The organism is Mesorhizobium sp. CA8 (assembly GCF_020164955.1).
Taxonomy (GTDB): domain Bacteria; phylum Pseudomonadota; class Alphaproteobacteria; order Rhizobiales; family Rhizobiaceae; genus Mesorhizobium.
In genome coordinates this window covers 22,393-44,752 of record NZ_JAIUHG010000031.1, presented here as the reverse complement: position 1 = coordinate 44,752, position 22,360 = coordinate 22,393, and the positions used below count along the sequence as shown (strand labels likewise).

Sequence of the window (22,360 nt, the reverse complement as noted above, 5' to 3'; positions counted from 1 at the left end):
CCCGAAAATGAGGCAGTAGGGCAGTAGGGCAGTAGGGCAGTAGGGGCATCTCTTCCCTATTGCCTTACTGCCCTACTGCCTTATTCGCCTGTATCAGTACCCAAGGCCAGCGCGTCGGTGATCTCGAAGCGCTCGGAAACGCCGATGCGGATCAGGTTGAGGCTGCCTTCGCGGGTGAAGCGGAATTCGTCGGAGGAGTCGGAGCCGGCGGGCTTGCCGTCGCGGAAATTGATGAGGCGGGTACCGCCGTCCGGCCAGGTCACGGTCACGACGCTGTCGCCGCCCTCATGCGCTACACTGATTTCACAGCGGGTCATCGGCTGGCCGACATGGCGGGCGCAGGGGATGCCACCGGCGGCATCGGGGGCAGTGGCGTCGGATTGAGCGGTTGCCGAGGCCGCGAAGGCGAGGGCGTAGGCATCCCGCATGGCGATCGCGCTGATGTCGGTTGCCGTTGGCGGAGCGGCCGGCTCGCTGCGACCCAGGCGCGCTGCAATGTCCGGCTGCGGTTCTTCGGAAGACTCGGGCGGGTTGGCTTCCCGTGGCAGGCTGGCGTCCGTCGCCGGCGCTGCTGCATCTTCAGGGGCCGGCGCCGGGTTGGTGGGGCTGAGATAGCGGGCCGGCGCCCAGCCGGTTATGTGGGCGTCCTGCGTATCCTCGACCTTGCACCACGGATTCTTGTTGACGGTCCTGCAGCCGTAATTCTTCACGGCCGTGCCGTTGGGCAGGCGTGCTGCCACCTTCCCACTTGCTGAAGCGGTGGCGCGGATGTTGAGGAGATCACCCGGCGCGAGGCCGCCGATAATCGATACGATCGGGCCCGGCGCATCCTGGGCCATGGCCGGCAGGGCCGCCGCCAGCAATGGAGCGACGAAGAACAGCGCCGATGGGAGCTTAACCTTGCGCTTCATGCATAGGCTCCGCTCGATTGGGATATGAACTCCGTTCAACCCTCATAAAACCGGTCCGCAGCGCGTGTGCCCATTCCGGCCGTCCCGCCTGTTCGGCCTGCTTTGCGGCGGCTTCATGGTCGTAGTCCACGGCGATACCCTCGAAGCGGTCGGCGCGGCCGGGCACGTCCAGCTCGACGATGCCGTAGCGGGCATGCGGCGAGCCTTGCTCGGAGACATGCGCCGGCGGCGTGTCATCCTCATAGGCGGGGCAGCCGACGCTGCCGGGGTTGAAGACGACCGGGCCGTCGGGAATACGGATCAGCTCGTTGCGGTGGCTGTGGCCGCACAGCACCAGGCGGCAGGCCGGATCGAGCGGCTTCAGCCGGCGCCTGATCGCGGCGAGCGGCGCGCGCACCAACTGGCCATCGACAATGGCGTCGGCAAGATATTTTTCGTCATGGTCCGGCCGGGCGTGGAAGGCTATGACGCCGGGCACGATCTCCAATGTGAGCGGCAGGGCGAGCAACGCCTCGCGTTGCGGCGCGGTCAGCCGTTCCCGGGCGTAGCGATCGGACGGCCACATGGCTTCATCGGCTGTGTCCTGCGCCACGCGTCGGTCGTGATTGCCGCGCACCGTCGGCAGGTTGAGCGCCTGCAACCGTTCCATTGTCTCGCGCGGCCAGAGCGGGCCGGAGACGCAGTCGCCGAGATTGACGATGATGTCGGCGCCACCCCGCTGGTTCAGATCGTCGAGCACTGCCTCCAAGGCGAGCACGTTGCCGTGGATGTCGGCCACTACGGCGATCCGCATGAGAGCTCCATGACAGGCAATTTCGTCAGCGCCGCATCAGGCGTCCACTTCCATCTCGGACGTGCCGACCGCGGGCAAAGCGGAGTCGCCGTCGGCCGCGGCAATCACGCTGTCGAGCAGGCCGGGGAAGCGCTTGTCGAGGTCGTCGCGGCGCAGCGTGATCAGCCGGCTGGTGCCGACCGCCTCGCTACGGGTGACGCCCGCCTCGCGCAGCTTGGCGAGGTGGTAGCTGAGATTGGTCTTGGAGGCGAGGTCGAGGAACTTGCTGCAGTTCAGCGGCACGCCTTCCTTGCGAGCCAGATAGCGCACGATGGCAAGCCGGGTCGGGTCGCCGAGCACGGCGAGCACGATCGGCAGGCTGATCTGGTCGGCGGTTGGATGGGGCAGGCTCATGGCCCAGAATTAAGCACAAACGGCACGAACTTCAACGCGGCTTCCTTTTCTGCCGACAGACATGGCCTCTTCCTTCGGCCCCGTCCTGACACAGGGCTGTCAGCAGGGTTCAGCTATTTTGTCCCCGCTCGGTTGACATCATGCCCTGTTATGTCCAATTGTTCAATAACCTTTGAACTAAGGACAGTTTCCCATGGACAAGCGGATCTTCTGGCTTGCGCTCGGATCGTTCGCGATCTCGACCGAAGGCTTCGTCATCTCCAGCCTTCTTCCCGATATCGCCACTGACGCCGGCATATCCGTGCCGCTCGCCGGCTCGCTGATCACCGCCTTCGCGCTCGCCTATGCGTTCGGCGCGCCGGTGCTGGCGACGCTGACCGGCGAATGGGACCGGCGGCGCGTCATCTTGTGGACGCTGGTGTTCTTCGTCCTTGGTAATGTTGCTGCCGCGCTCAGTTCGTCCTTCGAGCTGCTTTTGATCGCCCGCATCGTGATGGCGCTGTCGTCCGGCCTGTTCGCGGCGACCGCGCAAGGCACGGCGGTGGCGCTGGTCGACGACCACCACCGGGCACGCGCCATCGCCGTCGTCGTCGGCGGCACCACGGTGGCCGTGGCGGTCGGCGCGCCGCTCGGCGCGCTGGTCGCGGCGATCGCCGGCTGGCGCGGCACTTTCTTCGCCATAGCCGGGCTCGGCGCGCTGGCCGGTGCGATCCTCTGGTACCGGTTGCCGCGCGGCATCGTCGGCACCAAGCTGCCGCTGAGAGCGCGGCTGGCGGCGGCAGTGCGGCCCGGCGTGATGCCGATCCTGCTGAGCACGGTGCTGGCGCTGATCGGAGCCTTCACGGTCTTTGCCTTCATCGCGCCCTTGGCCATAGAAGGCGGCGAGCTCTCTCCGATCGCGCTGCCGGGCATGCTGCTCGCCTTCGGCATCGGCGCCGTCATCGGCAACATCGCCGGCGGGCAGGCCGCCGACCGCTTCGGCGCCACCCGAACCGTCGCCTGGTCGCTGGCCCTCTCCGCCGCGATGCTCGCCACCTTCTCGGTGATCCCGACCTTCTTGCCGCATCATATCGCTGGGCCGGCGCTGATGGCCATGATGGTGCCGTGGGGCATCGTCGGCTGGGCTTTTCCGCCGGCGCAGGCGAGCCGCATCATAAAGATCGCGCCGGATGCCGCACCGATCGTCTTGTCGCTCAACGCCTCGGCGCTCTATCTCGGCGTCGCGCTGGGCGCGGTGGTCGGAGCCGCGGTGCTGCGCTTCGGCGCCCCGGCCGATCTCGGCCTGGTCGCCGCCGTGTTCCCGATCGTCGGGCTGGGCGTCGTGCTTGCCGGCCGGATGTTGGCGCGCCCCGTGGCGATGCCGGCGGAATAACCAGTCAAAGCCTGGTTGACGGCCGCCTCCTCAGTTCGAAGGGGCGGCCGTCGGTCTTGCGCCGGCCGGCGCACTACGCCGTCTGATCCTCTCTTAAGCTGGCCGCCACATCTGCAGGATCGAGGCGGCCAGCAAAAGGCCGAGCACGATGTTGAGCGCACGCCATTGGCGCTCGGTCTTGAGCAGGCGGGCAAGCAGGGTTCCCGCCACGCACCACAGCGACAGCGAGAACGCTGCGGTCAGCCCGAACACGGCACCCAGCAGCAGCGCGAGTTGCAGCGGACCATCCGCCAGGGCCGCGAAAGATGCGGCGGCGCCGAGCCCCATTGCCCAGCCTTTCGGATTCATCCACTGGATGCCGGCGCCGCCGAAAAAGCTGTTCGGCTTGGCCATGCTGATATCGAGGTTGGGCGGACCGCTGCGGCCGATCTTGATCGCCAGCCAGATCAGATAGAGCGAGCCGGCGATCTTCATGGCAAGCTGCAGGGATGGAATGGCGACTAGAAGTCCAGCCAGGCCTGCCGCGCCCGCGGCTGCCACGGTAGCCAGCCCCGCAGCGCTGCCGGCCATCAGCGGCACCGACCGGCGAAAGCCGAATTGCGCGCCGGACGCGGTCGACAATGTCGTGGCGATGCCAGGCGTCGAGGTGGAGATCAGCGCGAACAGGACCAGCGGGATGATGGTGTCGGACATGCGAGCTTCCCAATCGAGGAGCAGGCATGCTGAGGCGCTTGGCGGCATCAGTAAATGCAATGTTTGATATCGTTTCCATTAGCAATTATAATGCCGATCATGATCCGCGACCTCGACACGACCCTCATCCGCACCTTCGTCACCACGGCCGACAAGGCCAGCATGACGGCGGCCGCCAATGCGCTTCACCTGACGCAAGGCGCCGTCAGCCAGCAGGTCAAGCGGCTGGAGGAGATGCTCGGCCAGAGCCTGTTCGAGCGCGACCGCCGCGGCCTGAGGCTGACGCGCTCCGGCGAACGGCTGCTCGACAAAGCGCGCCGCCTGCTACAGCTCAATGACGAGATCCTCACCGAGATCAGGGGAAGGGCGGTTGCCGGGCAGGTGCGGCTCGGCGTGCCTTACGACCTCGTCGGCACGCTGCTCGCGCCCGTGCTGAAAGCCTATACCGAAGCCTATCCGCAGGTGGAGATTTCGCTGGTCTGCGCTTCCTCGCCCGAACTCGCGGCGGCCCTGGCGGCCGGCACCATCGACCTTGCCGTCATCGAGGAGCGTGTCGGCCCGACCGTGGGCGAATGCCTGCTCGTCGACCGGCTGGTCTGGGTCGGCGCCAGAGGCGGGGCGGCACGCCTGAAGCGGCCGCTGCCGGTTTCGATCGTCGCCGACACCTGCGCCTTCCGGCCGGCGGTGCTCGCCGCGCTTGGCGAGCATGGGCTCGACTGGCGCACCGTGTTCGAGAACGGTAACATCGATGCCACGACCGCGACGGTGCGCTCTGACCTTGCGGTGACTGCGTGGCTTGCCTCGACGGTTCCGGCCGATCTCGACATCTTGTCCGATGCCGGCCTTCCGGCGCTGCCGAATTTCTCCGTCAACCTGCACCTGCCGAAACATGCCACCGCGCCAGCCGCAAAGGCTTTTGCCAGCCATATCCGCGAAGGTCTTTCCCGCTATCGCCAAGCGGCGTGACGCCACCGCCGGTCAGCCATTCGATGCCGCCATGGCGACCGCCAATTGCGCATCGAAAGCGCGCTTGAAGGCCGGCCGCGCCTCGCCGCGGGCGACATAGGCGGCAACGTTCGGGAACTCGTTCAGCAGTCCCGATCTCTGCAGCCGGCGTAGCACGCCCACCATGACAAGGTCGCCTGCGCTGAAGGCGCCATCGAGCCAGTCGGAATCGCCGAGATGGCGGGAGAGCTCGGCCAGCCGCTTGCGGATCCGGTCATCGACCAGGGGCAGGCGCTCATCGTGCCACGGCGCATCGCGCTCGAGGATCACGGCGGATGCGCGCTCGAGGATCGGCGGCTCCACCGTGCTGTACGCGGCGAACATCCAGGCGACCGCGCGCGCCAGGGCGTTCGCATCGTCGGGCAACAGGCCCACGTGACGCACCGCGATGTGGAGGACGATCGCGCCTGACTCGAACAGAGCGAGATCGCCTTCTTCGTAGGTCGGGATACTGCCGAAGGGATTGATCGCAAGATGCGCGGGCTGCTTCATCGCATCGAATGAAACGAGGCGAACATCATAGGGCTGGCCGACTTCCTCGAGCGCCCAACGGACTTGCATGTCACGCGCGAGCCCTCTGCCGCCATCGGACGATCGTTCAAAGGCGGTGATGATGGGCATCATCGGCGGCTCCTGACCGTTCAATCGTCGTTTCAAAGAGAGGCAATGCGCGGCAGGTCTGGCCCGCCGCGCGACAGCCTTGTGCTACTTCCAGGTCCTGCGCCGTTCGAGCTCGGCTTGGGAAGGCTCCTGCTGGGCAAACGAGCCCGTACGGATTTCGCCTCCGCGCTCATAGGTCGCGATGATGACGCCGGTGGTGGAAGCCTGCGATTTGACGAGCTTGAAGGCGGCGGGCATCGCGTTGTCGCCGAACAGCCGCTTACCCTTGCCCAGCACCAGCGGGAAGGTCATCAGCCGGATCTCGTCGATCAGCCCGTTGGCGAGCAGGGTCTGGATCAGATTGCCCGATCCCTGAATGAGCAGGTCGGGTCCGTCTTCCTGCTTGAGTTCCTCAAGCCCTGCAACAATATCGGGCCCAAGCGACCGGGTGTTCTGCCAGGTCAGCGACTCCGGCCGATGCGTCGCCACATATTTGGTCGCAGGGTTGAAGACGTCGGCGATGGCGTCGTTCTGATACGGCCAGTACGCGGCGAAGATGTCGTAGGTTCTGCGGCCGAGCAGCAGGTCGAAGGGTTTGGAGAACAGTTCCTCCATGGCCGCGCCTGCCACCTCGTCAAAATAATGGAAGGTCCAGCCGCCGAATTTGAAGCCGCCGACCGGATCCTCTTCCGGCCCGCCCGGCGCCTGCATGACGCCGTCGAGGCTGACGAACGTGGCGGCGATGATCTTGCGCATCTGTCTTCTCCTTTTCGCTGATCCGCGCCATCGCGGCCGGATTTCTGTCTTTTCCTGGAATTGCTCCAAGGACGGACGGCAAGGCCGCTTTCCGACACGGCCCCGCGAATTTCTATCGCGTGTTGTCGGCGCGAATGGTGCGTGACGAGAACCAGACCTCGCCGAAGACGGCAGTGGCGGTGCGGTCGGGCGCCTTGTCTTTCCTCAGCCAGATCGAGCGGGTGCGCGCGGCGCGCTCGCGTGTCGGTATTTTCGCGCCCGGCTCGGCGGTGGAGGCGCCGACGCAAGGGATGAACCAGGAGCCCATGAAGGGCCTGCAAGCAAGGCCGTTTTCCAGGCGGGTTATGAGGACCGCGAGGCCGACCGTTTCGGAAGGGCGCCAGGGAAAGACCATGCGGCCGCCGGGTTTCAGCGCTTTCAGCCATGCGGTGGGCGGCGCGACTACGCCGGCATTGACATAGATGATATCGGAGGGCGGCAACGGCTTGGCGACGGCGTTGCCCTGGATAATTTCGACGTTGGCGTATCGGGCAAGGTTCGCCTTGGCGCGCGCGGCAAGATCGGCCTCGATCTCGAAGGCGGTGACGCCGCCGCCCGGCTCGACCAGTCTCGCCAGCAGCGCCGTGTAATAGCCTGTGCCGGCGCCGATATGGGTAACGTGCTCGCCCGGCTTCGGCTCGACCTTGCCGAGCCACATCGCGTGCAGCATCGGCTCGCCATTGTTGATGCCCTTGTCGGCATCGAGCACGACGAGGACATTCTGGTAGATGTAGCCAGGATCGGCGCTCGGTGTCTCGAACCGGCCTTCGCCGGCAAAGACAGTCCATGGCCCCGGACCCAGGAAAGCCTCACGCGGTACCGAGGCGAACACCTCCTCGATGCGCGGATCGGCCGACCGGGCCTGCGCAGCCATCAGCCTGGCGTAGAATCTGCGGGCTTCGTCCGGTTTGGCCATAGCGCCAAGATAGCGCGTCCGGCTGGAATGTCGCGGTCAGCCGGCGAAGGTGTCGTAGAGCAGCTTGACGTTGAGAACGAGGATGATTGCGGCCACCACCCAGGCCAGGACCGCGACGGCACGCGATATGGCGAAACTGCCCATCTTCTTGCGGTCGGACACGAACTGCACCAGCGGGATGACCGCGAAGGGCAGTTGCATCGACAGCACCACCTGGCTGAACACAAGCAGCTGGGCCGTGCCCTTTTCGCCATAGAGCGCGGTGATGACCACCACCGGGACGATGGCGATGCCGCGCGTCATAAGGCGCCGCGCCCATTGCGGGATGCGCAGCCGCAAAAAGCCTTCCATCACGATCTGGCCGGCGAGCGTCGCGGTGACGGTCGAGTTCAGGCCGGAGGCAAGCAGCGCGACCGCGAACAGGATCGAGGCGATGCTTAGGCCCAGCAGCGGCGACAGCAGCTCGAAAGCCTGACCGATCTCGGCAACGTCGTTATGGCCGGTATCGTGGAAGGCGACCGCCGCAACGATCAGGATCGACGCATTGACGAACAGCGCCAGGATCAGCGCGATGGTCGAATCCGTCGTTGCCCATTTGATGGCGTCGCGCTTGCCGCTGTCGGTGCGCTCATAGGCGCGGGTCTGCACGATCGAGGAGTGCAGATAGAGATTGTGCGGCATCACGGTGGCGCCGATGATGCCGATGGCGATGTAGAGCATCGCCGGATTGGTGACGATCTGCGACGACGGCACGAACATCGAATGCAGGATCGTGCCGGCCGGCGGCGCGGCGACGAAGATCTGGATGGCAAAGCAGCCGAAGATGATGATCAGCAAGGCGATGACGAAGGCTTCGAGATAGCGGAAGCCCTTGTTCATCAAGAGAAGCACCAGGAAGGCGTCGAGCGCGGTCAGCATGGCGCCGCCGATCAGCGGAATGCCGAACAGAAGCTGCAGCGCGATCGCCGTGCCGATCACCTCGGCGAGGTCGCAGGCGATGATCGCCAGCTCGCAGGCCATCCAGAGCACCAGATTGACAGGGCGCGGATAGTAGGCGCGGCAGGCCTGGGCGAGGTCGCGGCCGGTGGCGATGCCAAGACGCGCGGCAAGCGCCTGCAGCAGGATCGCCATCAGGTTGGACAGCATGATGATGAAAAGCAGCGTGTAGCCGAACTGCGCGCCGCCGGCGAGATCGGTCGCCCAGTTGCCCGGATCCATGTAACCGACCGAGACCATATAGCCCGGTCCCATGAAGGCAAACAGGCGGCGGAACCAGACGCCGGTCTGTGGCACCGCGATCGAAGCGTTCACCTCGCGCAGGCTGGGCGGCTCGTCGTCGGGCCTGTCAAATCGCCATGCGGGTCGGGCTACGGTTGCTGCATCGGCATCGGACATGGGATTTCCGCCGGAATTGTCGAATGTTCCTTTCATGTACGCCATGGCTCAACATTATGCAATAGGCTATATTTCATTGTTCATGCTTTCGTGATACGCCGGAGCAAGTCTGGACGCGGGCGACCGCAAACGCCGGTTGCGCCCGGGCGGGAATGCAAATAAACGGCCGGACCATCAGGGGTTCGTGTTATGGATACGATCCCGATTCAGTCGAAGAGATAGGGGCATGGTGCCGTCCGAAAACCCCTTCACACTTTTCGGCATCATGCTCTGGGACAGGCCAGGAGGAGCGCATATTGGCGCTTAGGAACAAACCGGTTCGACGCGAAGAGCCGCTTCCCGATGCCGAGATCCATTCGGAAGGATTCCGGCAGACGCGCGAGGCGCGCCGCAGCGCGCTAGTGGAGGACTATGTCGAGCTGATCGCCGACCTGATCGAGGACGGCAACGAGGCGCGGCAGGTGGATATCGCAGCAAGGCTCGGCGTGGCGCAGCCGACGGTGGCAAAGATGCTGACCAGGCTGTGCGCCGACGGGCTGGTCTCGCGGAAGCCCTATCGCGGCGTGTTCCTGACCGAGTCCGGCCGCAAGGTCGCCGAGGAAAGCCGCATCCGCCACCAGACTGTGGAGGCCTTCCTGCGCTCGCTGGGCGTCAGCGCCGAGACGGCGCGCATCGACGCAGAGGGCATCGAGCACCATGTCAGCGCCGAAACCCTGGAAGCTTTCCGCCGGGCGATGACCCCCGCACGTTGAGTTCGGGATCGATACAGCGCTGCAGGGCGGCAAAGTGTCGGTACCGACCTGGCGAAAAATACTGTGACTTGACGTATTCGTTGCGATAATTGTCTGAAGGGGGCGGTTGCGGGCCGGTTCCTCCTGACGTTCGCATTGCGAGGAGTTGCCATGCTTTGGAGAGGCCGCCGTCAGAGCGACAACATCGAGGATGACCGCAGCGACAGCGGGCCTGGCGGCGGATTGGGCGGTGGCGGCCAGTTCCGCATCCCGATCGGCGGACGTACCGGTGGCGGCGGCAGCATCATCCTGGTCGTCCTGATCGTGCTCGCCGGATGGTATTTCGGCTTCGATCCATCGCAGATCCTGGGCGATGGCGGCGGCCAGATCACTGAAGACACCGGTTCGCAAAATGGCGGCTCGCCCGCCAATGACGAGATGAAGCAGTTCGTCGCGACCGTGCTTGCCGACACCGAGGACACCTGGACCGGCATTTTCAAATCCCAGGGCCTGACCTATGAAGATCCCAAGCTGGTGCTGTTCAGCGGCCAGGTCCGCTCGGCCTGCGGCTTCGCCTCGGCGGCGGCCGGGCCGTTCTACTGCCCGGGCGATCACAAAGTCTATCTCGACATGACCTTCTTCCAGCAGCTCGACCAGCAGTTCGGCGCTTCCGGCGAGTTCGCGCGCGCCTATGTTGTGGCGCACGAGGTCGGCCACCATGTGCAGAACCTCACCGGCATCATGGGCAAGTTCAATCAGTTGCGGCAAGGCATGAGCGAGGTCGACGCCAACCAGCTCTCGGTACGCATTGAGCTTCAGGCCGATTGCTTCGCCGGCGTGTGGGCGCACTACACGCAGCAAAAGGGCATCTTGGAACAGGGGGACATCGAAAGTGCGCTCAATGCGGCCAAGCAGATCGGCGACGACACGCTGCAGAAGAGGATGCAAGGTTATGTCGTGCCGGAGAGCTTCAATCATGGCACTTCGCAGCAGCGGCAGACCTGGCTGGCACGCGGCTTCAAGAGTGGCAAGCTGTCCGACTGCAACACGATGAGCGGCCCGATCTGAGGCGGCGCGTCCACCTCTTTTCCACTGACGATCCGCGATCGAAGGCCGCTGGCAAGGGATGTCAGGATAAGGCGTTCGCGTATTGTTCCCGCCGGCAACGTCGCCTATAAGTTGCCGCCCGCCTCGGGCGGCCTGAGGAGCTTATCGCCATGATCGACCCGAAAACCGCCAAGCGGGGCCTCGCGCTCGTTTTCACGACGCTGCTGCTCGACGTCATCGGCTTCGGCATCATCATGCCGGTGCTGCCGGCCTATCTGGAGGAGCTGAGCGGCGTCAGCGTGAGCCAAGCTGCCATCGAGGGCGGCTGGCTGTTCTTCGTCTATGCTGCGATGCAGTTCTTCTTCGCGCCGATCATCGGCGGCTTGAGCGACCGCTTCGGTCGTCGGCCGGTCCTGCTTGCCTCGGTGCTGACCTTCTCGATCGACAACCTGATCTGCGCCATCGCCTGGTCCTATCCGATGCTGTTCATCGGCCGCGTGCTCGCCGGTATTTCCGGCGCCAGCTATTCGACGACATCCGCCTTCATCGCCGACATCTCGAACGACGAGAACCGGGCGAAGAATTTCGGCCTGCTCGGCATCGCCTTCGGCGTCGGCTTCGTCATTGGCCCGGTGCTGGGCGGTCTGCTCGGCACGTTCGGGCCGCGCGTACCGTTCTATTTCGCTGCCGCACTTGCCTTCGTAAATTTCCTGATCGCGATGTTCCTCCTGCCGGAAACGCTGGACGAAAAGCACCGCCGGCCCTTCGAATGGAAGCGCGCCAATCCGGTCGGCACGCTCATGCAGATGCGCAATTATCCAGGCATCGGCTGGATCGGGCTGGTCTTTTTCCTGATGACGCTCGGCCATATGATGTATCCGGCGGTCTGGGCATTCGTCTCGAATTACCGCTATGGCTGGAACCAGCAGCAGATCGGCTTCTCGCTTGGCGCCTTCGGCTTGTGCGGGGCGATCATCATGGCGACGGTGTTGCCGCGGATCATTCCGAAACTTGGCGAGTGGAGGACAGCTGCGATCGGACTGACCTTCACCGCGCTCAGCGCCTTCGGTTATGCGTTCTCGACCCAAGGCTGGATGATCTATGCGGTGATCGTGGCCGGTTGCCTGGAAGCGCTGGCAGACCCGCCGCTCAGGAGCCTCGCCGCCGCCAAGGTGCCGCCTTCGGCGCAGGGCGAATTGCAGGGCGCGATGACCTCGATCTTCTCGATCACCTCGATCATCACGCCGTTGCTCTACACGGCGACCTTTTCATGGTTCACGAGCCCGGCCGCACCCGTCGTGTTCGGCGGCGCGCCCTATGTGCTGGGCGCAATTTTCCTGACGCTGGCGGTGATCGTCTTCGTGACGAAGGTGGCCAAGCCGACGCCGAAGGAAGTCGAGCGCATGCACACGCAGGAACCGGTGACGGACGCTGCTTAGGCTGGTGGTTTAGGCTAGGCGCATTCGGCCAGCGCTTCCTCGCCGCGCCGCTCGCGGATCAGGTTGACGAAACGCCGGAACAGGTAATGCGAATCCTGCGGGCCGGGCGAGGCCTCGGGATGGTGCTGGACCGAGAACACAGGCCGGCCGGTCAGCGCGATGCCGCAGTTGGAGCCGTCGAAGAGCGACACATGGGTTTCCTCGACGCCTTCGGGCAGCGAGTCCGCGTCGACGGCGAAACCGTGGTTCATCGAGACGATCTCGACCTTGCCGGTGGTGTGGTCCTTGACCGGATGGTTGGCGCCGTGGTGGCCCTGGTGCATCTTCTCGGTCTTGCCGCCGAGCGCCAGAGCCAGCATCTGGTGGCCGAGGCAGATGCCGAACACCGGAATGTCGGTCTTCAAGAGGCTCTGGATCACCGGCACGGCATATTCGCCGGTCGCTTCCGGATCGCCGGGGCCGTTCGACAGGAAGATGCCGTCCGGCTGCATGGCGAGGATCTCGTCGGCGCCGGTCTTGGCCGGCACGACGGTGACCTTGGCGCCGAGCCCTGCCAGCAGGCGCAGAATGTTGCGCTTGACGCCATAGTCGACGGCGACGACATGCATCGACGGCGCGTCCTGCTCGCCATAGCCTTCGTTCCAGACCCAGGGCGTCTCGCGCCAGACCGAGGACTGGCCCGACGTGACCTCCTTGGCGAGATCGAGGCCGATCAGGCCCGACCAGGCAGCCGCCTGCCGCTTCAAGTCCTCGATGTCGAAGACGCCATCGGGCGCATGCGCGATGACGGCATTGGGCATGCCCTTCTCGCGGATCAGCACGGTGAGCGCGCGGGTGTCGATGCCGGACAGCGCGACCATGCCGCGCCGCTTCAGCCAGTGGTCGATATGGCCGGCGGCGCGATAGTTGGACGGGTCTGTGACATTGGCCTTGAAGATCGCGCCGACGGCGCCGGCGCGGGCCGCCGGATGCAAGTCCTCGATGTCCTCGTCATTGGTGCCGACATTGCCAATATGCGGGAAGGTGAAGGTGACGATCTGGCCGGCATAGGACGGATCGGTGAGGATTTCTTCATAACCGGTCAGCGCGGTGTTGAAGCACACTTCCGCAACCGCCGATCCGGTGGCGCCAAGGCCGCGGCCTTCGATCACCGTGCCGTCGGCAAGCACCAGAAGGGCGGTCGGCTTTTCGGTGGCCCAGGGGGCGGTGGTCGTGGCCATGGCGGCACTCCTAGAGGCTGTTTCGCAATTGTCCCGCAAGCGGGACGATCCGCGCAACAAACGGCGCGCGGCGGCGAATTCGCGAGCCTGCGCGCAACCAAAGTTTCAGTTCATGCGAGGCTCAGTACATAGGCGAAGGCACGGGAGCGGTCAATGCGGCGCCCCCGAACCACGGCCGATTTGCTTTCGTCCAGCAATATCAGCAGCTTGGCGGGATTTGCGTTGGCCGTTCGGCAAAGCTATTGTCCGCCGCATCCGAAGGAGAAGCACGATGCGCGAGAAAATCGCCGAATCCATGAAGAGCGCGATGAAGGCGCAGGACAAGCACCGCCTGCCGACACTGCGGCTGATCCAGGCCGCCATCCACGACCGCGACATCGGCAATCGCGGCGCCGGCAAGCCGCCGGCGAGCGAGGAGGAAGTCCTGCAGATCCTCGCCAAGATGGTGAAGCAGCGCGAGGAATCCGCCAAGGCCTTCGAAGACGGCAAGCGGCCGGAACTGGCGGCGCAGGAGCGCGGCGAGATGGAGATCATCCGCGAGTTCCTGCCGACGCAGCTCGACGACGCGGCGATCACCGCGGCAGCGCGCGAGGCGATCGCGGCGACCGGTGCCGCCAGCCAGAAGGACATGGGCAAGGTGATCGGCGCGCTGAAGCAGAAATATGCCGGCCAGATGGACTTCGCCAAGGCGAGCGCCATCATCAAAGGTCTGCTGCAATAGACGGCAGCCTCAGTCCTTGCAGATCGGCACCGGCTGCGGCGGCGGCGCCGGATGGTCCTTCTTGTACTGGGCGATGATCGGCTCCAGTGTCTTCTTCGGCCAGAATTTGGGGGTGCCGATCTCCTTCAGGCAGGAGGCGTTCCAATAGGTACCCGCGCTTGAGAGCGCCTGGCCGGCAGCCTTGGCCCGCGCGACAGCGGCGATGTCGCGCGATTCCGGATAGATGTAGAGCGTCGTCGGGTTGTTCTTCACGAGGGGGATGATCTGCTCGGCATCGGCGGGCGACCAGCTGGTGCAGCCATTGCTGCGGCCGCCGGCATAGTTCACCAGCTTGCCGAACGGAACCAGGCCGTCATGATCGGCGTAGGAGCTTTGCGGGCTCTTGCGCATGCACAGGCCCTTCAAGATCGCGGCTGGATGGCCGCCGATCACGCGCTGCCTGGCGTTTGCCGCTTCGCCTTCGCCGTCGAACTGGATGAAGGTGCGCATGAACGCCGCGTTCTGCGCGCCGACACGGTAGTAGCCCTTGAAGGACGTCTTGGCCTCCGCGGTCATATAGGCGCCGCCGGCTGTGAGCTCGGAGTCCATCGCGTTGCCGAAGTTCTTCGCGCAGCGCCTGCCGTTGGAGAAATCGGCAATGCCCTTGAGATTGCGGCCGCCGCCATGACCCGAGGAAACCGCGCGGAAGAGCTGCTTGGCCTCGCAGATGATGTAGTAGCGCTGGCCGAGCACGCTGTTGCCGAGGTCGCCGGGACGCGTCGCATCCATGGCGAAGTAGCAGGGGTTGCTGACCGAACCTTCGCTGACCTTCTTCTGGTAAAGCGCGCGCGCCCGCTCCAGCACGACCTGCGAGATCTGGCCCTCGCCGTCGCCGACATGGCGCTGCAGCCAGTCGGGAATGGTCGACGGCCGCAAAGCGGCGAATGAGCTGACCGATGCCGTCAAAGCGGCCAGGATCGCGACAAGACAGAAGATGGCCGCGCCCAGCGGAACAGATATCAACCGCACCCTTCGCCCCTCCTGTCGAAATGTCTCGTACGCGTGAATCACCCGGGCCGATCATAGAAGGTCTCGCATCCATCGGCGAAACACTTCTAGTTTAGCGACGCCTTTTAGAGGTCGGATTTTCGGCCCGCTTCGATTGAGCTATGATCTGATTCCGGCGCGCCCACGCCTCCTCCCTCCACCGGGAAAGCATCGTTCATGCAGGGCAGTCGATCACCCGGCCAACTGTTCGAGCGCCAGGCATAAGGAGGGGTTGCCAAGACTGCTCGCGGCAGGAGGTTTTCGATGCGGCTTTCCGCACCCGTCTATCATCTGAAACGCCAGGCGAAGCTCCTGTCCCGCAGGGAAAATGTTCCGCTTCATCAGGCGCTCGACCGCGTTGCTGGTGAAGAAGGCTTTGCCACCTGGAGCCTGCTTGCGGTCAAGGCCGCGGAGGCTGAGTCCGGCGACAGGCTGCTGGCGCGGCTTATGCCCGGCGACATGGTGCTCGTGGCGGCGCGGCCGGGGCAGGGCAAGACGCTGATGAGCCTCGATCTTGCCGTGGCGGCCATGAAGCAAGGCAGTCGCGCCGTATTCTTCACCCTGGAATACATGCACGCCGACATCCTCGATCGGTTCCGTGACATCGGCGTCCAGCCTGCCGATTTCGACCACCTGTTCACCTTCGACAATTCTGACGCCATCAGCGCCGCCTACATCATCGAGGCGTTGCAGTCGGCGCCGCGCGGCACGCTCGCGGTGATCGACTATCTGCAATTGCTCGACCAGAAGCGCGAGAATCCCGAGCTCATGGTCCAGATACGCACCTTGCGATCGTTTGCCCGGGAACGCGGACTGGTGCTGGTCTTCATCTCCCAGGTCCACAGATCATATGATCCCACCCGGAAACCGTTCCCGGATATAGAAGATATCCGGCTGCCGAACCCGCTGGACCTGTCGCTGTTCGACAAGGCCTGTTTCCTGAACAAGGGCGAAATCCAGTTTCAGGCGACTTGAGCGGTCCATGCCACTTCCATGCCAGTCTCGACCGGGAAACGAAGCATGATCGAGATCGTCAAACCTGCGCTCGAACATTTGCCGTCCTACAAGGCGGCGCTCGAGCGTGGATGGTCGCCCGACAATGTGCGGCTCCTCGAGGCGACGCGCGAGCAACTCGAGGCGATCGAGAAAGATCCCGTTGAATTTCTCGCCGGCCTTGACGACCCCGGAGCGAAGGGGCCGCCCATCGCTTTGCCCGACGGCACCGAGGTCGCGCGGCTGCCTGGATTCCGGCGCTGGATCTGGGACGGCGAGGCCGCCGGCTCTATCGGCTTTCGCTGGCAGAAGGGCACGTCGGAGCTGCCCTCGCATGTGCTTGGCCATATCGGCTATGCGGTGGTGCCGTGGAAGCGCAACCGCGGCTATGCCACCGAAGCGCTGCGGCTGATGCTGGACGAGGCGAGGGCGGTCGGGCTCGACTATGTCGAGATCACCAGTGATCTCGACAATCCTGCCTCGCACAAAGTGGTGCTTGCCAATGGCGCAGGCTGGTCGGGCGGTTTGCCAAAATTGCAGCCTATGGCGGCGCAGAGAGCCTGAGGTTCCGGGTCGATCTTTAAATTATTCCGCGGCCGCCGGCAGCGGCGGTGTCGCGCGGCTGCGCCATTCCCAGGTCTGCGAGGCAAAAGCCACCACGACCGCCACCAGCATGGCGAGCACACCGGCGAGCGGCAGGCTGCGATAGCCCAGGCCGGCATTGAGCATCGCCGCGCCAAGCGACGCGGCGAGGGCGATGCCGACGTTGAACCCGGACGGGATCAGTGAGGAAGCGAGGTTGGAGGCATCGGCCGTCCAGGCGAGGATGCGTGTCTGGATCGGCGCGCCGATGGCGAAGTTGAGACCGCCCCAGATGACGATTGCCGCGATCATCGGCACGGGGTAGGGGCTGACAAGATGGATGACGCCGAGCGCCACGGCCTGCAGGGCGAGCATGACGATAAGCGAGGGCATCAGCTTCCAGTCGGCGAGCTTGCCGCCGACCAGAACGCCGATCGTGGCGCCGACGCCGTTGAGCAAAAGCACCCACGGGATCAGGCTCTCGTCGAGGCCGGTCACTTCGAGCAGCATCGGCGTGATGTAGGTGAACAGCGCAAACTGGCCGATCATCAGCATCAGCATCAGGATCAGCGACGTCCAGACCTGTTGGCGGCCGAGCACACGAACTTCGCGCGCCAGCCCGGCAGGCCGGTTGGCGGCGCCCGCCCTGCGCGGCAACAGCGCCAACATGGCGACAATCGCGATGATGCCCAGCGCGCCCATCACCCAGAAGGTCGCGCGCCAACCCCACAGGCTGCCGATCGCGGTGCCGGCGGGCACGCCGATGACATTGGAGACCGTCAACCCCGAGAGAATGACCGCGACCGCCCGGCCGCGCTGGTCCTCGCGCACCAGGGTGACCGCAACCACCATGGCGACGCCGAAATAGCAGCCATGCGCCACAGCGGTGGCGATACGCAGCAGAAGCATCGAGGTGAAGTCGGGCGCCAGTGCGCAGGCTACCTGGCCGAAGGTGAAGGCGATCGTGAGCCCTATCAGCAGCGTCTTGCGTGAGACTTTGCTGGTCGTGAGCGCCAGCAGAGGGCCGCCGATCGCGATGCCGCAGGCATAGCCGGAGACGAGATAGCCGGCGGTCGGCACCGAAACGCCGAGACCCTGCGCCACCTCCGGCAGCACGCCGGCAATGACGAATTCGGTGGTGCCGAAGGCAAAGGCGGCAAGGAAAAGGGCAATCAGCGGCAGCATGGTTCAAAACATATGCGAGGAATGTATGGTCTCAAACCACGCTCGGGCGGTTGCGGCAATGCAGAAATTGGCGATGGCGCTTTAGCTTTTCTTGACTGGACCGTTCGATGCCGGCCCGTCGCTCCGACTACGCGGCTGTCTTGCGTCCATACGGGATCTTCAGCCAAGCCCGTTCATGGAGATAGTAAAGCAGCGACTTGGTGACGACTTCGGTGAGCCCGATGGTGGCCGCGAGCTTGATGCTGCCGGTGACCACCAGCGATATGATCATCGTGTCGATCGTGCCGGTGGCGCGCCATGAAAGCGCCTTGGCGAAGCTGCGCGAATGCGTGTCCATCGACCGATCGTCCTCCCAACAGGTCCTCAGGCGATCCTTAGCCGACAGCAGCGGGGATGAGCAAAGACTAATTTTTCGGCTGTGCTCGATCGCCTCAGCTCGCCTTCAGCCGCGAGCCGCCAAGCAGGCCGCGCTCCTCGAGCACCGGATAGGCGATAGAGGCAAGCAGCGAGTTGATCTGCTTCAGGTCGCGGATCGTGTCGAGGTGGATCGAGCTCGTCTCGACGCTTTTGGCGGTGCCTTCGCGCAGGCGCTGGAAATGGCTGGCGCTGGTTTCCTTCTCGCGCTCGCGCAGCAGGTCCTTCTCCAGAACCAATTGCCTGGCGGTTTCCGGGTCGCGCGAGACCAGAACGTTGAAGGCAAGGCGCGCGTTGGCCAGCACCGAGGAATGGAAGGCGCAAAGCTCCTGCCAGCCTTCAGGCGTGAATTCCAGGCCACGCTCCAGCTTCTTCCTGACATGCACCAGCATGTTGCGCACGACGATGTCGCCGACCTGCTCCAGCTTGACGCAGGCGCCGATCAGCTCCTGGCACCGCAATGCCTCGTCCTCAGTCAGCGGATTCCTGGTGATCTTGGCGAGGTAGAGCTTGATCGCGGCGTGCTTCCTGTCGACGCGGTCGTCGAGCGCGGCAAGCGCCTTGATCTTGGCGGGATCGGCATCCTCGTAAAGCTCGATGATGCGCTTCAGCATGATCTCGACCGTCTCGCAGACCCGCACCACCTCGCGCGTGGCGTTGGCCAGCGCCTGGCTCGGCGTGTCGAGGGCGCTCTCGTTGAGGGCCGAGAGCTCCACGACCTCGAGCGCGGCGGCGGGTTGAGGCTTGCTGCCCAGCGCTACGATCTTTTCGGAAGCGCGGTAGACGAGGCCGGCCAGCGGCAGTCCGGCCAGCAGGATCAGCACGTTGAACAGGATGTGGGCGTTGACGATCTGATCCGGGGCGGTCTTGCCAAGGAAGGCGACATCCGGCCTGAAGGTCATGATCAGGACCAGCATGATCAGCGAGCCGAGACCGCGCATCAAAAGGTTGCCTATCGGCACGATGCGCACCTCCGGCGGTGCCGACCGCGTCAGCATCGGCGCAATCAGCGACGAGCCAAGGTTGACGCCGAGCACCAGGACCACGCCGAGCTCCGGGGTGATCAGCCCGCGGCCCGCCAGCGTCGCCATCAACAGCACCGCGGCGATGCTTGACTGGAACAGCCAAGTGACCAGCGCGGCCAACAGATAGGTGGTGACGGAATCACCCGAGAAATAATTGATGATCAGCGGCATCAACTGGCTGTTGCGCAGCGGCTCCGACGCCTGGCCGATCATTTCCAGGGACAGGATCAGGAGGCCGACGCCGATCAGGATGCGGCCCATCTGCCGCCAGTCGCGCCGCTCGGTGGCCATGAACATGACCGTGCCGGCGATCAGGCAGAGCGGCACCAGAAGCGTGAGATCGAAGGTGAGCAGCTTGGCCACCAGCGCCGAACCGATCTCGGCGCCGCGCACTGCCAATTGCCCGGCGGCGCCCGAAACGATACCTGCTCCGGCGAAGGAGCCGACCAGCAGCGTCACCGCCGTCGAGCTCTGCAGCGCGATCGCCAGCCCACAGCCGGCCAGCACCGCCATGATCGGATTGCGCATGGTGGCGCGCAGCCTGTGTCGCAGCACGTCGCCGTAGGCGCGCTCGACCCCTGTCTTGACCATGCGGGTGGCGAACAGCATCAGCGCCACCGCGCCGGCGAGGTGCAGGAGGACGACAGAGCCGCTCACAGCCGAACTCGCGAGTTGGCACCGGCGGTGCGGAGAGGGGTACGAATCTTAGTCATTTCAACGAGTCGAAATATACCAGTTAAGATTAGCCGAATAATAGATTTTTCTGATGCGATGATCGTCTCGGCTCGACGGCGCATGTCGGAAATGAATGGTGGAAGCATTGGTTGCATGCGCCTGGCGGCCGCGCTTCGCCTCATAGCGGCCGACGCCAGGGCGCGTGGTCGGGGCGATCCGAAGCGTTGTTGAAGCGGCCGGCGCAAGCCTCGGAAACTATTCATCTTCGGCGCGGTCACCGCGCGGTAATCCGCGACAACCCGGAAACTCAGAAGGCGGTCACCCGGCCGCCTTCTTTTCGTCTGTGAAAAGCGGGTACGATGGGCCAACCAGAGTCGCCGTCGCCGGGCGGCTTGATTATATGGAGGGCAAACGAGTTTCCCCGATGCGCTTTCCGCCCGCCTTCCTCGACGAGATACGCGACCGTGTGCCGATTTCGCAGGTCATCGGCACGCGCGTCGCGTGGGACAGGAAGAAGACCAATGCGTCGCGCGGCGACTATTGGGCCTGCTGTCCGTTCCACGGCGAGAAGAGCCCGTCCTTCCATTGCGAGGACAAGAAGGGCCGTTACCACTGCTTCGGCTGTTCGGTTTCGGGCGATCACTTCAAATTCCTCACCGAGCTCGACGGCATGAGTTTTCCCGAGGCGGTCGAGAAGATCGCCGAAATGGCCGGCGTGCCGATGCCGGTGCGGGACGAAGCGCAGGAGCGGCGCGAGAAGGAACGCGCCAGCCTGACGGACGTCATGGAAATGGCGACGGTCTTCTTCCAGGAGCGGCTGCAGAGCGCCGAGGGTGCCAAAGCCCGCGCCTATCTGCGCGACCGCGGGCTGACGCCGGCAACGCAGCAATCGTTCCGGCTGGGCTATGCGCCCGACAGCCGCAACGCGCTCAAGGAACATCTTGCCGCCAAGGGCGTGCCGAAGGCCGATATCGAGGCCTGCGGCCTGGTGCGGCACGGCGACGACATTCCGGTCTCCTATGACTGGTTCCGCGACCGCATCATGTTTCCGATCCCGGATTCGCGCGGGAGGATCATCGCCTTCGGCGGACGGGCGCTGGCGCCCGATGCCTTGGCCAAATACATGAACTCGCCGGAGACCGAGCTCTTCCACAAGGGCAACGTGCTCTACAATTTCGCGCGCGCCCGCAAAGCCCTGGCAAAAGGCGGCACGGTGATCGCGGTCGAAGGCTATATGGACGTGATCGCGCTGGCGCAGGCCGGCTTCGAGAACGCCGTGGCGCCGCTCGGCACGGCGCTCACCGAAAACCAGCTCGAGCTTCTGTGGCGCATGGCGCCGGAGCCGGTGCTGTGCTTCGACGGCGACAAGGCCGGGTTGAAAGCGGCATGGCGTGCTGCGGATCTGGCGCTCCCCTCCGTCCAGGCCGGGCGCTCGGCACAGTTTGCGCTGCTGCCGGAAGGCAAGGACCCGGACGACCTGGTCAAGGCCGAAGGGCCGGATGCCTTCCGGGCGGTGCTGGCGGAGGCGCGACCGCTTGTCGACCTTCTGTGGATGCGGGAGACCGCTGGCGGCGTCTTCGAAACGCCGGAGCGACGCGCCGAGCTGGGAAAAAGGCTGGGTGAACTCGCCAGCCGTATCCGGGACGAGAGTGTTCGCTACGAATATCAACAGGTGATGCGCGAACGGGTGCGGAGCTTCTTTGGCGCCCAGCGCGACACCAGGCAGGCCCGGCAGGATGGCGGCCGGCCGGGAGATCGCGGCCCGGGCAAGGCCACGGCACCTGGCGGGCAGTTCGCCAAGGGCGGAAGCGGCCGCATCGCGATAACCGAAAGCCTCGGCCAGTCGGTGCTGGTCAAGCGTGGCGGCGAGGGCATGTCGGTGCGCGAGGCGACGATCATCGTGGCCCTGGTCAACCATCCGGCGCTGATCGACGAGAATTTCGCGCATGTCGAATTCCTCGACCTCGCCAATTCGGATTTGCGCAAGCTGCACGCGGCCATTCTCGACGCCATGGCGCATGACGCGGCCGACGAGCGCGGCGCGGTCATCGCCACCATCGAGCGCGCCGGATGCAGCGGCATCTGGGAGCGGGCGGTGGAATTGATTAAGCGCGCGCGGCAATGGCCGGCGCTCGAAACCGCGGCGCTCGACGACGCCCGCGACGCCTTCAACCAGGCGATGCACTTGCAGCGTAGCGCCCGCACATTACATAGAGAGCTGAAACAGGCGCAGGCGGCGCTCGATGCAGACCCTTCGGACGAAAACTTCCGGCATCTCGTCGAGATTCAAGCGCAATTCAACGATGTGCAGGCAACGGAAGCGCTGATCGAAGGGTTCGGCGTTTCATCGGGCAGGGTTGGCCGCGTTTGAGGCCGAACACCAGCCATTGAAATGGAAATGAAATGCGCAGCGCGTCGAATCGACGCCT

At 64.8% G+C, this 22,360-nt stretch carries 21 protein-coding genes and 1 pseudogene; 9 read left to right on the top strand and 13 right to left on the bottom strand.

The window, feature by feature from the left end:
• Positions 1-80: 80 nt before the first annotated feature.
• Genes LB553_RS26420 through LB553_RS26410 form a run of 3 tightly spaced genes read right to left on the bottom strand, consistent with a single transcriptional unit; the run spans position 81 to position 2,097 of the window.
• Positions 81-911 carry an SH3 domain-containing protein gene (locus tag LB553_RS26420; RefSeq protein WP_224517618.1) on the bottom strand — a complete coding sequence of 277 codons (831 nt, stop codon included), beginning with the start codon at positions 909-911 and terminating at the stop codon, positions 81-83.
• A complete protein-coding gene (locus LB553_RS26415) occupies positions 895-1,704 on the bottom strand; it encodes a metallophosphoesterase family protein (RefSeq protein ID WP_224517615.1) in 810 nt (269 codons plus the stop codon). The genes LB553_RS26420 and LB553_RS26415 overlap by 17 nt, the downstream gene beginning before the upstream one ends.
• A gap of 36 nt (positions 1,705-1,740) precedes the next feature.
• On the bottom strand, positions 1,741-2,097 hold the full coding sequence (locus tag LB553_RS26410) for an ArsR/SmtB family transcription factor (protein WP_224517613.1): 357 nt from the start codon (positions 2,095-2,097) through the stop codon (positions 1,741-1,743).
• A 193-nt stretch (positions 2,098-2,290) separates the two neighbouring features.
• Between LB553_RS26410 and LB553_RS26405 the strand changes: the two genes are divergently transcribed.
• Entirely contained in the window at positions 2,291-3,469 is a 1,179-nt protein-coding gene (locus tag LB553_RS26405; protein WP_224517611.1) for an MFS transporter, read from the top strand.
• A gap of 93 nt (positions 3,470-3,562) precedes the next feature.
• On the opposite strand, the gene LB553_RS26400 is transcribed toward LB553_RS26405, so the two are convergent.
• Positions 3,563-4,162, bottom strand: coding sequence for a LysE family translocator (locus tag LB553_RS26400; protein WP_224517609.1), 600 nt, complete (start codon positions 4,160-4,162; stop codon positions 3,563-3,565).
• A 90-nt stretch (positions 4,163-4,252) separates the two neighbouring features.
• On the opposite strand from LB553_RS26400, the gene LB553_RS26395 reads away from it, so the two are divergent.
• On the top strand, positions 4,253-5,128 hold the full coding sequence (locus tag LB553_RS26395) for a LysR family transcriptional regulator (RefSeq protein WP_412033381.1): 876 nt from the start codon (positions 4,253-4,255) through the stop codon (positions 5,126-5,128).
• A gap of 12 nt (positions 5,129-5,140) precedes the next feature.
• Here the strand turns inward: LB553_RS26395 and LB553_RS26390 are convergent, their stop codons facing one another.
• The 4 genes from LB553_RS26390 to LB553_RS26375 form a co-directional block, all read right to left on the bottom strand.
• Complete coding sequence (locus LB553_RS26390; RefSeq protein WP_224517607.1) at positions 5,141-5,791, bottom strand: glutathione S-transferase family protein; 651 nt, start codon at positions 5,789-5,791, stop codon at positions 5,141-5,143.
• Between the two features lie 81 nt (positions 5,792-5,872).
• Positions 5,873-6,523 (bottom strand): dihydrofolate reductase family protein, encoded by a 651-nt coding sequence (locus LB553_RS26385; protein WP_224517606.1) that lies wholly within the window; start codon positions 6,521-6,523, stop codon positions 5,873-5,875.
• 112 nt (positions 6,524-6,635) lie between these two features.
• Positions 6,636-7,436 carry a protein-L-isoaspartate O-methyltransferase family protein gene (locus LB553_RS26380; protein ID WP_412033380.1) on the bottom strand — a complete coding sequence of 267 codons (801 nt, stop codon included), beginning with the start codon at positions 7,434-7,436 and terminating at the stop codon, positions 6,636-6,638.
• 78 nt (positions 7,437-7,514) lie between these two features.
• Positions 7,515-8,873: an Nramp family divalent metal transporter gene (locus LB553_RS26375; protein ID WP_224517602.1), complete on the bottom strand. Its 1,359-nt coding sequence runs from the start codon at positions 8,871-8,873 to the stop codon at positions 7,515-7,517.
• A gap of 296 nt (positions 8,874-9,169) precedes the next feature.
• On the opposite strand from LB553_RS26375, the gene mntR reads away from it, so the two are divergent.
• From mntR to LB553_RS26360, 3 genes are all read left to right on the top strand, one after another.
• Positions 9,170-9,625, top strand: coding sequence for a manganese-binding transcriptional regulator MntR (gene mntR / locus LB553_RS26370; protein WP_224517600.1), 456 nt, complete (start codon positions 9,170-9,172; stop codon positions 9,623-9,625).
• A gap of 150 nt (positions 9,626-9,775) precedes the next feature.
• Positions 9,776-10,672 (top strand): neutral zinc metallopeptidase, encoded by an 897-nt coding sequence (locus LB553_RS26365; protein WP_224517598.1) that lies wholly within the window; start codon positions 9,776-9,778, stop codon positions 10,670-10,672.
• 149 nt (positions 10,673-10,821) lie between these two features.
• Positions 10,822-12,090 (top strand): TCR/Tet family MFS transporter, encoded by a 1,269-nt coding sequence (locus LB553_RS26360; RefSeq protein ID WP_224517596.1) that lies wholly within the window; start codon positions 10,822-10,824, stop codon positions 12,088-12,090.
• Positions 12,091-12,104: 14 nt separating this feature from the next.
• Here the strand turns inward: LB553_RS26360 and carA are convergent, their stop codons facing one another.
• Positions 12,105-13,310, bottom strand: coding sequence for a glutamine-hydrolyzing carbamoyl-phosphate synthase small subunit (carA, locus tag LB553_RS26355; protein WP_224517594.1), 1,206 nt, complete (start codon positions 13,308-13,310; stop codon positions 12,105-12,107).
• A gap of 271 nt (positions 13,311-13,581) precedes the next feature.
• Between carA and LB553_RS26350 the strand changes: the two genes are divergently transcribed.
• Complete coding sequence (locus tag LB553_RS26350; protein ID WP_224517593.1) at positions 13,582-14,031, top strand: GatB/YqeY domain-containing protein; 450 nt, start codon at positions 13,582-13,584, stop codon at positions 14,029-14,031.
• Positions 14,032-14,040: 9 nt separating this feature from the next.
• Here LB553_RS26350 and LB553_RS26345 read toward each other — a convergent pair whose 3' ends face one another.
• Complete coding sequence (locus LB553_RS26345) at positions 14,041-15,039, bottom strand: murein L,D-transpeptidase catalytic domain family protein (protein ID WP_224517591.1); 999 nt, start codon at positions 15,037-15,039, stop codon at positions 14,041-14,043.
• Positions 15,040-15,321: 282 nt separating this feature from the next.
• On the opposite strand from LB553_RS26345, the gene LB553_RS26340 reads away from it, so the two are divergent.
• Together LB553_RS26340 and LB553_RS26335 are read left to right on the top strand one after the other, a co-directional pair.
• A complete protein-coding gene (locus LB553_RS26340) occupies positions 15,322-16,032 on the top strand; it encodes a DNA helicase (RefSeq protein ID WP_224517588.1) in 711 nt (236 codons plus the stop codon).
• 45 nt (positions 16,033-16,077) lie between these two features.
• A pseudogene (locus tag LB553_RS26335) lies at positions 16,078-16,634 on the top strand (GNAT family N-acetyltransferase).
• 1 nt (position 16,635) lies between these two features.
• Here the strand turns inward: LB553_RS26335 and LB553_RS26330 are convergent.
• From LB553_RS26330 to LB553_RS26320, 3 genes are all read right to left on the bottom strand, one after another.
• On the bottom strand, positions 16,636-17,817 hold the full coding sequence (locus LB553_RS26330) for an MFS transporter (protein ID WP_224517586.1): 1,182 nt from the start codon (positions 17,815-17,817) through the stop codon (positions 16,636-16,638).
• A gap of 127 nt (positions 17,818-17,944) precedes the next feature.
• Positions 17,945-18,154: a DUF2061 domain-containing protein gene (locus LB553_RS26325; RefSeq protein WP_095766624.1), complete on the bottom strand. Its 210-nt coding sequence runs from the start codon at positions 18,152-18,154 to the stop codon at positions 17,945-17,947.
• Positions 18,155-18,248: 94 nt separating this feature from the next.
• Positions 18,249-19,913, bottom strand: a complete 1,665-nt coding sequence (locus tag LB553_RS26320; protein WP_224517584.1) for a Na/Pi cotransporter family protein — start codon at positions 19,911-19,913, stop codon at positions 18,249-18,251.
• Between the two features lie 442 nt (positions 19,914-20,355).
• Between LB553_RS26320 and dnaG the strand changes: the two genes are divergently transcribed.
• Positions 20,356-22,302 carry a DNA primase gene (gene dnaG / locus LB553_RS26315; RefSeq protein WP_224517582.1) on the top strand — a complete coding sequence of 649 codons (1,947 nt, stop codon included), beginning with the start codon at positions 20,356-20,358 and terminating at the stop codon, positions 22,300-22,302.
• Positions 22,303-22,360: the final 58 nt, after the last annotated feature.